Raw genomic sequence first — 9130 nt, forward strand, 5'->3', positions numbered from 1 at the left:
GCTCGGGACATGATCTCTTCGCTGCAGGGTGTCGCCGCGCACGTCGGCGACGATGCGCTCGTCGTGGTCGTCGGGGGAGTCGGGCTCTCGGTGGCCGTCACCCCGCAGGTCGCCCGCACCACCCACGTCGGCGAGCAGGTGCACCTGCACACGCATCTCGTCGTGCGCGAAGACGCCCTGTCGCTCTTCGGTTTCGAGACCCGTGAAGAGCTGACCGTCTTCACACAGCTCATCGGCGTCACCGGCGTCGGCCCCAAGTCGGCGATGGGCGTCCTGTCGTCGCTCACGGTCCCGCAGATCGCCCAAGCCGTCACCGATGACGACGACGCCCCGTTCAAGCGCGTCTCGGGCATCGGCCCCAAGACCGCGAAGCTCATCGTCGTCCAGCTCGCCGGGAAGCTCGCCGTCGTGCCGACGGAGGCACCGGCGGCCGTCGCCCCGCACGGACAGGTGCCCCTCCAGGTCACGCAGGCCCTGATCGGACTCGGCTGGAGCGAGCGCACTGCCGCCGAGGCCGTGGCATCCGTCGCCGAAGACGCCGCCGAGTCCGACCGCGCCTCGGTGCAGGCGCTACTGCGCCTCACGCTCGCGCTGCTCGGCCCCGCGCGCAAGGAGCCCATCGGTGGCTGACGTCGTGCGCGACGCGGGAACGCCCGACGACGAGACCGAACTCGCGATCGAGGGCGCCCTGCGCCCGACATCGCTGAGCGAATTCGTCGGCCAGCAGAAGGTGCGCGGCCAGCTCCAGCTGCTCCTCGACGCCGCCCGCATCCAGCAGCGCTCGCCCGACCACATCCTGCTGTCCGGCCCTCCCGGACTCGGCAAGACGACCCTCGCGATGATCGTCGCCTACGAGAGCGGCCGACCGTTGCGCTTGTCCAGCGGCCCCGCGATCCAGCACGCCGGCGACCTTGCCGCGCTGCTGTCCTCGCTCACGCCGGGCGAGGTGCTCTTCATCGACGAGATCCACCGCATGGCCCGTTCGGCCGAAGAGATGCTGTACCTCGCGATGGAGGACTTCCGCATCGACATCATGGTCGGCAAGGGCGCGGGCGCGACGAGCATCCCGCTCGATCTCTCGCCCTTCACCCTCGTGGGCGCCACGACGCGCGCGGGGCTCCTCCCCAACCCGCTGCGCGACCGCTTCGGCTTCACGGCGCACCTGGAGTACTACGAGCCCGAAGAACTCGAACGGGTCGTCTCGCGGTCGGCATCCATGCTCGACGTCGGTCTGCCCGGAACCGCCCGTTCCGAGATCGCGCGGCGCTCGCGCGGCACTCCGCGCATCGCCAATCGGTTGCTCCGCCGCGTGCGCGACTACCTCGTCGTCCACGGTCCCTCCACCGGGACGGATGCCGGCGACGCCGACGTCCGCACCGTCGACGCCGCCCTCGACCTGTACGACGTGGATGCCATCGGCCTCGACCGCCTCGACCGGGCGGTACTCGACGCGCTCGTCCGGCGATTCCACGGCGGTCCGGTGGGTCTCAGCACGCTGGCCGTCGCCGTCGGCGAGGAGCCCGAGACGATCGAGTCGGTGGTGGAACCGTATCTTGTTCGCATCGGATTCATGGGCCGGACACCGCGCGGACGCGTGGCCACCCCCGAGGCGTACGAACATCTCGACGTTCCCCACCCCGACGGGCTGCTCCGGTTCAGCCAAGGGGGATGACCTATACTCGGCGAGGGATTCCCCGACCCCCTTTGGCAGTGCCGCACGGCGCGCCGGAATCGAAAGGTGCACCGCCTCCATGGACTTCGCGAACTTCTTCGCCAACTACGGCCTGATCATTCTTCTGATCGGCCTCCTGGTCTTCATGTTCTGGAGCTCGCGTCGCCGCATGCAGAAGCAGAAGCTGGAGCAGGAAGAAAAGGCGCGCCAGACCGTTCCGGGGTCCGAGGTGCTGCTGCAGGGTGGCCTGTACGGAACGATCGTCGAGTACGACGGTGAAGACCTCGACAAGCCCGCGCACGTCGAGATCGCGCCGGGCGTCGTCATCAAGGTCCACAGCCAGGCCGTGCTGCGCATCGTGAACCCGGCGCAGGGCTTCGTCACCGAAGACGACTTCATCGAGGCAGAGGAGTCCGAGGCCGAGTACGTCGCCGGTGTCGCCGACGGAGACATCACCTCGATCAGCGACGACCACCGCGCGCGCCAGGCCACCGAGACCGAGCGCGACGACAAGGACCGCCCCCAGGCCTGACGCGCCCTCTGCCCCTTCCGTTCACCGCCGCACAGAAAGCCGACTCCGTGGCGCCCTCGACTCCCGTCCGCCACGCCTGGCGCGTACTGACCGGACTGCTCGCCATCACCGGCGTGCTGTTCGGCATCAACGCGCTGGGCGTGTACGCCTTCCAGGCCAGCTCCTGGACCCCCGACCTCGCCCTCGACCTCCAGGGCGGAACCCAGATCATCCTGGCCGCGCAGACGACGGACGGGGCCGAGCCCGACGCCGAGCAGCTGCAGCAGGCCGTCTCGATCATCCGCCAGCGCGTGGACGCGTCGGGCGTCGGCGAGGCCGACGTGGCCACCGAGGGCGGTCGCAACATCGTCGTGCAGATCCCTGGCCAGGCAGACGAGGCCACGCGTCAGCGGATTCAGAGCTCCGCGCAGTTGCAGCTGCGACCGGTGCTGTTCGCGGGGTCGCCGTCGACGTCGTTCGTCGGCGAGGACGGCAACGCCACTCCGTACCCGACGCCCGACCCGAACCTCCCCTCGACGCCCACGGCCTCGCCCACCAACGCGAGCGACCCGGCGTACATCACGCCGGCACTGCAGGCGCAGTTCCTCGCGTTCGACTGCGCGAACCCGGCGGTCGACCCCGCACAGGCGCCCGCGGACCAGCCGTTGATCACGTGCGGTCTGAACGACGGACAAAAGTACATCCTCGGGCCCGTGGAGCTCGACGGAACCGACATCTCCGACGCCACGAACGGCCAGGAGCAGAACACCGGTCGCTGGGCGGTCAACCTCGTCTTCAACGACCAGGGCACGCAGAAGTTCGGTGAGATCAGCCAGCGCCTTTACGGCGCACAGCCCCCGCTGAACCAGTTCGCATTCGTCCTCGACGGCTCCGTCCTGTCCGCACCCGAGATGCGCGGCGTCATCGTCGACGGCCGCCCGAGCATCACGGGCAATTTCACCCAAGAGTCGTCGAAGGCCCTCGCCGATCAGCTCAAGTACGGCGCGCTGCCGTTGAGCTTCCAGGTCGTCAGCTCCGACACCGTCTCGGCGACGCTCGGTTCGCAGCAGCTCCAGGTCGGCTTCATCGCGGGCCTCATCGGTCTCGGGCTCGTGGCGATCTACTCGCTCATCGTCTACCGAGCCCTGGGAACCGTGATCATCGCCTCGCTGGCGGTCATGGCGGTCCTGACGTACGTCACGCTCTGCATCCTCGCCTGGCGCATGGGCTTCCGCCTGTCGCTCGCGGGAGTCGCGGGCCTGATCGTGACGATCGGATTCACCGCCGACTCGTTCATCGTCTACTTCGAACGCATCCGCGACGAGTTGCGCGACGGTAAGTCGATCACCGCGGCTGTCGAAGACGGCTGGGCACGCGCCAAGCGCACCATCTACATCTCGAAGTCGATCAACATCCTCGCCGCGGTCGTGCTGTACATCCTCGCGGATGCCACGGTGAAGGGCTTCGCGTTCACGCTGGGCCTGACCACCGCGATCGACATCCTGATCTTCATCCTCTTCACCCACCCCGTGATGCAGTTGCTGGCGCGCACGCGCTTCTTCGGCAACGGCCACCCGCTGTCGGGCATGGACCCCGCGGCACTGGGCGCGGTCTATCGCGGTCGCGCGCAGTTCCGCGCCCCGGCTGCGGCTGCCGTCTCGGGTCGCGCCAACCGCTCGCGCGGCGAGGCTCAGCGTCGGCAGACGATCGCGGAACGCAAACGCGCCGAACTCGCCGCAGCCCAGGGCAATACCCGCCCCACGAAGGAGGGAGACGACTGATGCGCTCCATGACGCAGCTCGGTAACGACCTCTACTCGGGCAAGACCTCTTTCCCGTTCGTCCAGCGCCGGCGCCTGTGGTTCATCATCGCCGCGGTCCTCGTGATCGGCGCGGCGCTGGTGCCCCTGTTCCGTCCCGTGCAGTTCTCGATCGAGTTCACCGGCGGATCGCAGTTCACCGTCTCCAACCCCACGTCGTTCGACCAGGCCATCGCGACCGAGGCCGTGGCATCCGTCGTTCCGGATGCCGCGACACGCGTGACCACGATCAGCGACCAGGCCGTGCGGGTGCAGACCGACCAGCTCGACGACCAGCAGACGCAGAGCGTCTCGACCGCCCTCGCCGAGGGCTACGGGGTGCCCTCGAGCGAGATCACGAACTCGTTCATCGGCCCGACCTGGGGAGCAGACGTCACGCGGCAGTCGCTGTGGGGACTCGGGATCTTCCTCGCCCTGACCTTCGTGATCCTCGCCCTGTATTTCCGGACGTGGAAGATGTCGGTCGCCGCGATCATCGGTCTGGTGGACGTGCTCGTCATCACGATCGGCGTCTACGCGCTGTTCGGGTTCGAGATCTCACCCGCCGCGGTCATCGGCTTCCTGACGATCCTCTCGTACGCGCTGTACGACACCACGGTCGTCTTCGACAAGGTGAGGGAGAACACGCGGGAGGACGGTGAGATCTCGGGACGCACGTTCGCCGAGTCGGTCAACCTCGCCGCGAACCAGACGCTGATCCGCTCCATCAACACCACGGTGGTGGCGATCCTCCCGGTCGGCGCGATCCTCTTCATCGGTGTGCCCCTGGGCGCGCGGACCCTGAGCGACATCTCGCTGTCGATCTTCGTCGGCACGATCGTGGCGGCCTACTCGACGCTGTTCGTGGCCGTTCCGCTCTACGCGCTGCTGCGCGAGCGGGAGACCCCGATCAAGGAGCGCGACGCCCGCGTGCTCGCCGCTCGCGCGAAGGCCGGTGTGCCCGCCTGACGGCGGGCACCGGTCCCGCCCGACGTAGGATGGGAAGGCTGACCGCCGAACCCGGGGGAGGGGACCTGTGACCGAGACCACGTCCCCCGCGCCACCGCCGTCCTCGCTGCGACGTCTCGTTCCGCGCATCTTCTCGCGCGCCGCCCGTCGCGACGACGTCGACAAGCTGCTGCGCACTGTTCGCACGCACCACCCCAAGGGCGACCTCGGCATCATCGAGCGCGCCTACGCCGTCGCCGACAAGGCCCACGACGGGCAGAAGCGACAGAGCGGCGAGCCGTACATCACGCACCCGCTCGCCGTCGCGCAGATCCTCGCCGAGCTGGGGCTCGGGCCCAAGGCCATCGCCGCGGCGCTGCTGCACGACACCGTTGAAGACACGGGCTACCCGCTCGACGAACTCGCGGCCGACTTCGGCGACGAGGTCGCGATGCTCGTCGACGGCGTGACCAAGCTCGACAAGGTCAAGTACGGTGAAAGCGCCCAGGCCGAGACGGTCCGAAAGATGATCGTCGCGATGTCGCGCGACATCCGGGTGCTGCTCATCAAGCTCGCCGACCGTCTGCACAACGCGCGCACGTGGGGCTTCGTCCCGCCGCACAAGGCGGCCAAGAAGGCGACCGAGACACTCGAGATCTACGCGCCCCTGGCGCACCGGCTCGGCATCCAGGCCATCAAGAGCGAGCTCGAAGACTTGTCGTTCGCCGTGCTCCACCCCAAGCTCTACGCCGAGATCGAGAGCCTGGTGCGCCAGCGCACCCCCCAGCGCGAGCAGTACGTCCAGACCGTCATCGACAACATCGATGCCGACCTGCGCGAGCTCCGCGTGCGCGGTCGCGTCATGGGCCGTCCGAAGCAGCTGTACTCGGTGTACCAGAAGATGGTCGTGCGCGGCCGCGAGTTCGACGACATCTACGACCTCATCGGCATCCGGATCCTCGTGGGCACCGTGCGCGACTGCTACGCCGTTCTCGGTGCGATCCACGCGCGCTGGACGCCGCTGCCCGGCCGGTTCAAGGACTACATCGCCACGCCGAAGTTCAACCTCTACCAGTCGCTCCACACGACGGTCATCGGTCCGAGCGGTCGCACGGTCGAGATCCAGATCCGTACGCACGAGATGCACCAGCAGGCGGAGTTCGGCGTCGCGGCGCACTGGAAGTACAAAGAGCGCATGGCCGGGGGAAAGACGGATGCCAAGGCCTCCGACACCGACATGGCCTGGATCGCGCGCATCTCGGACTGGCAGGCCGAGACCGCCGACCCCGGGGAGTTCCTCGATTCGCTGCGCTTCGAGATCGGCGCGAAAGAGGTCTACGTCTTCACGCCGAAGGGACGCGTGATCGGGCTCCCGAAGGGCGCGACTCCCGTCGACTTCGCGTACGCCGTGCACACCGAGATCGGCCACCGCACGATGGGTGCCAAGGTCAACGGCCGGCTCGTGCCGCTCGAGACCGAACTGCAGTCGGGCGACGTCGTCGAGGTCTTCACGTCGAAGAACCCCGACGCCGGCCCCAGCCAGGATTGGCTCGGCTTCGTCAAGAGCACCCGCGCGCGGAACAAGATCCGCGGGTGGTTCACCAAGGAGCGCCGCGAAGAGGCGATCGAGCAGGGCAAGGACTCCATCGCTCGGGCCATGCGCCGGCAGAACCTGCCGCTGCAGCGCCTGATGAACCAAGACTCCTTCGCCGAGGTCGCCCGGCACTTCCACTACGAAGACGTCGCGGCCCTGTACGCCGCGGTCGGCGAGGGACACGTCTCGACCCAGTCGGTCATCGAGAAGGTCACCGCGCTCGTCAGCGCCGACGACACCTCGACGGGACCGATCGACCTGCCGCAGGTCGGACGCAGCCGCGCCCCGCGCGGCGGCGATTCCGGCGTGCTCGTGCGCGGCGCCCCCGACATCCTCGTCAAGCTCGCCAAGTGCTGCACGCCGGTGCCCGGCGATGAGATCGTCGGCTTCGTCACGCGCGGGAGCGGCGTCTCGGTGCACCGCGGCGACTGCACGAACGTCAAGTCACTGCGAGAGGACCCCGAGCGGCTCATCGAGGTCGAGTGGGCTCCGACGACCAAGAGCGTCTTCCTCGTGCAGATCCAGGTCGAAGCTCTCGACCGTTCCGGGCTGCTGAGCGACGTCACGCGCGTCCTGAGCGAGCACCACGTCAACATCCTCTCGGCCACCGTCTCGACGACGAACGATCGCCTCGCACTGAGCAAGTTCGTGTTCGAGATGGGCGACACCGTGCACCTCGACCGCGTGCTCAATGCGGTGCGCCGCATCGACGCCGTGTACGACGTGTACCGGGTCACTTCGTCCTGACCGCCGAGAGCAGATCGTCGGCCCGCTTTCCGTAGGGGAAGCGCGGATGCCGCGCGAGCCACGCCCGTGCGCCTTCGGCGACGTCGGGGGCGGTGCCGGCCCATCGTCGCGCGATCCCGCGATCGTCGGCATCCTGCGAGCGAGCGAGATCGACCAATGTCCGCTCGGGGCGGGCGACGCGGACGCCGGCGATCGTCACCACGTCGTCCGGAGCGATCCGCACGTCGTGGACGAGCACTCTGCCGCCGCGGAGCGGACGCGCCCGCTCGGCACTCGCCCGCTGCACACGATGGCGGGACGGCTCGACGGCGAGGCCGCCGTGCACCCAGGCCGCGGTCGAACGCACGGCGGCCCACCGGTCGCCGAGGAGCGGCGCCAGGCTCCGCGCCCGCATCCAGGGCGTCTCTACGGCATCGGCCGGCATGAATCCCTCGCCGATCGGGATCAGCAGACCGTCGAGACACGCGGCGGTCAACTCCGGCAGCGAGAGTCGTTCTCCGGGGAAATACAGAAATGGAGAGGCCATCCCGTCAGTGTGACGGGACGGCCTCTCCTGCGGCGCCGCGGGGCGCCAAACTGTGGAGAACGCTCAGCCCCCGAGCGCGCGCAGCCAGGTGCGACGCGCTTCGAGTGCTTCGGCCGCCTGCGCGGCGGCGCGCTTGTCGCCCTTGGCCTCGGCCGCGGCGAGCTCGGCCTCGAGCTTGTCGATCGCGTCGGTGAGCTGACGCGTCATGTCGTTGGCACGCGCCTTCTGCTCGGGATCGTTGCGCTTCCACTCGGCGTCTTCGCGGGTGCGGACGCTCTGCTCGATCTTGCGGAGCTCGTCGTCGAGGACACGCTCCTTGTCGCGGGGGAAGATGCGCCCGATCTCGTCCCACTGGCGCTGGATCGCGGTGAGCTTCTGACGCGCCGTCGCCAGGTTCTTCTCGTCGACGATCGGCGCCGCCTCGTCGAGGAGCGCCCGCTTCTGCTCGATCTTCTCTTTGGACGCTTCGGCGTCAGCGGTCTCGCGGTCGATGCGCGCACCGTACAACGCGTCTCCGGCGGCCTTGAACCGGGCCCAGAGCGCGTCGTCGACCTTGCGGCCGGCGCGGCCCGAGGCCTTCCACTCGTCGAGAAGATCGCGGTAGGCCGGGATGCCGTCCTCGCCACGGGGAGCGAGAGCCTCGGCCCGCTCGACCAGGCGCGTCTTGATGTCGCGCGCGGCCTTGTGCGTCTCGTCGAGTGCCGAGAAGAACTCGCGGCGGTGACGGTCGACCGTGGCGCGAGCGTCGCGGAAACGGCGCCACAGAGTCTGAGCGGTCGACTTCGGCAGCCGGGGGCCGGTCTGCTGGTGGGCCTGCCAGCTGTCGAAGAGCGCCGACATGTCGGCCGTCATCTGCTTCCACTGGACCGTCTGGGGGTCACGGGCGGCCAGGGCCTCGGCCTTCTCAACGATCTCGGTGCGTGCGCGCACGGCATCCTCGACGGCCTCCTTGGCCGCGGCGGCCTCGGTTTCGGTCGCCTCGGCCAGCTCGGCGGTCAGCGCGTCCAGGCGCTCCAGAAGAGCGGCGAGGTCGCCGACGGCGGCGGCTCCGTCGACCTTGTCGCGCACCGTGGCGGCCGTGGATCGCAGGTCGGACGCGGACGCGCCCCCACGGCGGTGGCGCACCTCGAGGAGCGTGACCTCGCCGGCCAGATCGGCGAACTTGCGCTGGTAGTAGGTGAGCGCCTCGTCCGCGGTCCCGTCGGGGTACTGTCCCACGACGCGCCACTCGTCGCCCTCACGAACCGACACGGTGCCGTCCTCGTCGACGCGACCCCACGGCTCGACCGGCGCGGCCACGCGCGCACCCGGGCGCGGGCCGGGGCGGTCGAGCC

8 protein-coding genes are annotated in these 9130 nt (G+C 69.1%); 6 read left to right on the forward strand and 2 right to left on the reverse strand.

Annotated features, from left to right (window positions below; genetic code table 11):
- Positions 1-9: 9 nt before the first annotated feature.
- From ruvA to FE256_RS02475, 6 genes are all read left to right on the forward strand, one after another.
- Positions 10-630: a Holliday junction branch migration protein RuvA gene (gene ruvA, locus FE256_RS02450; RefSeq protein ID WP_138172636.1), complete on the forward strand. Its 621-nt coding sequence runs from the start codon at positions 10-12 to the stop codon at positions 628-630.
- The gene (gene ruvB, locus FE256_RS02455; RefSeq protein ID WP_138172637.1) at positions 623-1672 is read left to right on the forward strand and encodes a Holliday junction branch migration DNA helicase RuvB; all 1050 of its coding nucleotides are present in this window, start codon (positions 623-625) and stop codon (positions 1670-1672) included. The genes ruvA and ruvB overlap by 8 nt, the downstream gene beginning before the upstream one ends.
- Before the next feature lie 79 nt (positions 1673-1751).
- Positions 1752-2204 (forward strand): preprotein translocase subunit YajC, encoded by a 453-nt coding sequence (locus tag FE256_RS02460; RefSeq protein ID WP_138172638.1) that lies wholly within the window; start codon positions 1752-1754, stop codon positions 2202-2204.
- Between the two features lie 47 nt (positions 2205-2251).
- The gene (secD, locus tag FE256_RS02465) at positions 2252-3964 is read left to right on the forward strand and encodes a protein translocase subunit SecD (RefSeq protein WP_138172639.1); all 1713 of its coding nucleotides are present in this window, start codon (positions 2252-2254) and stop codon (positions 3962-3964) included.
- Positions 3964-4950, forward strand: a complete 987-nt coding sequence (gene secF / locus FE256_RS02470) for a protein translocase subunit SecF (protein ID WP_138172640.1) — start codon at positions 3964-3966, stop codon at positions 4948-4950. Before secD ends, secF begins: the two co-directional genes overlap by 1 nt.
- A gap of 67 nt (positions 4951-5017) precedes the next feature.
- A complete protein-coding gene (locus FE256_RS02475; RefSeq protein ID WP_138172641.1) occupies positions 5018-7270 on the forward strand; it encodes a RelA/SpoT family protein in 2253 nt (750 codons plus the stop codon).
- On the opposite strand, the gene FE256_RS02480 is transcribed toward FE256_RS02475, so the two are convergent.
- Positions 7257-7796 (reverse strand): type IV toxin-antitoxin system AbiEi family antitoxin, encoded by a 540-nt coding sequence (locus FE256_RS02480; RefSeq protein WP_138172642.1) that lies wholly within the window; start codon positions 7794-7796, stop codon positions 7257-7259. The genes FE256_RS02475 and FE256_RS02480 overlap by 14 nt on opposite strands.
- Positions 7797-7859: 63 nt before the next feature.
- The coding region (locus tag FE256_RS02485) for a DUF349 domain-containing protein (protein ID WP_502704853.1) at positions 7860-9130 on the reverse strand (1271 nt) is incomplete at its 5' end.

Origin of the sequence: Microbacterium sp. 5K110 (assembly GCF_005774735.1) — a bacterium.
In the GTDB taxonomy this organism is placed as follows: domain Bacteria; phylum Actinomycetota; class Actinomycetes; order Actinomycetales; family Microbacteriaceae; genus Microbacterium.

Excerpts from the sequence above, each read along its gene's own strand:
- ruvA (WP_138172636.1), top strand. The coding sequence starts at position 10 with ATGATCTCTTCGCTGCAGGGTGTCGCCGCGCACGTCGGCGACGATGCG.
- FE256_RS02480 (WP_138172642.1), bottom strand. The coding sequence starts at position 7,796 with ATGGCCTCTCCATTTCTGTATTTCCCCGGAGAACGACTCTCGCTGCCG.
- FE256_RS02460 (WP_138172638.1), top strand. The coding sequence starts at position 1,752 with ATGGACTTCGCGAACTTCTTCGCCAACTACGGCCTGATCATTCTTCTG.
- secF (WP_138172640.1), top strand. The coding sequence starts at position 3,964 with ATGCGCTCCATGACGCAGCTCGGTAACGACCTCTACTCGGGCAAGACC.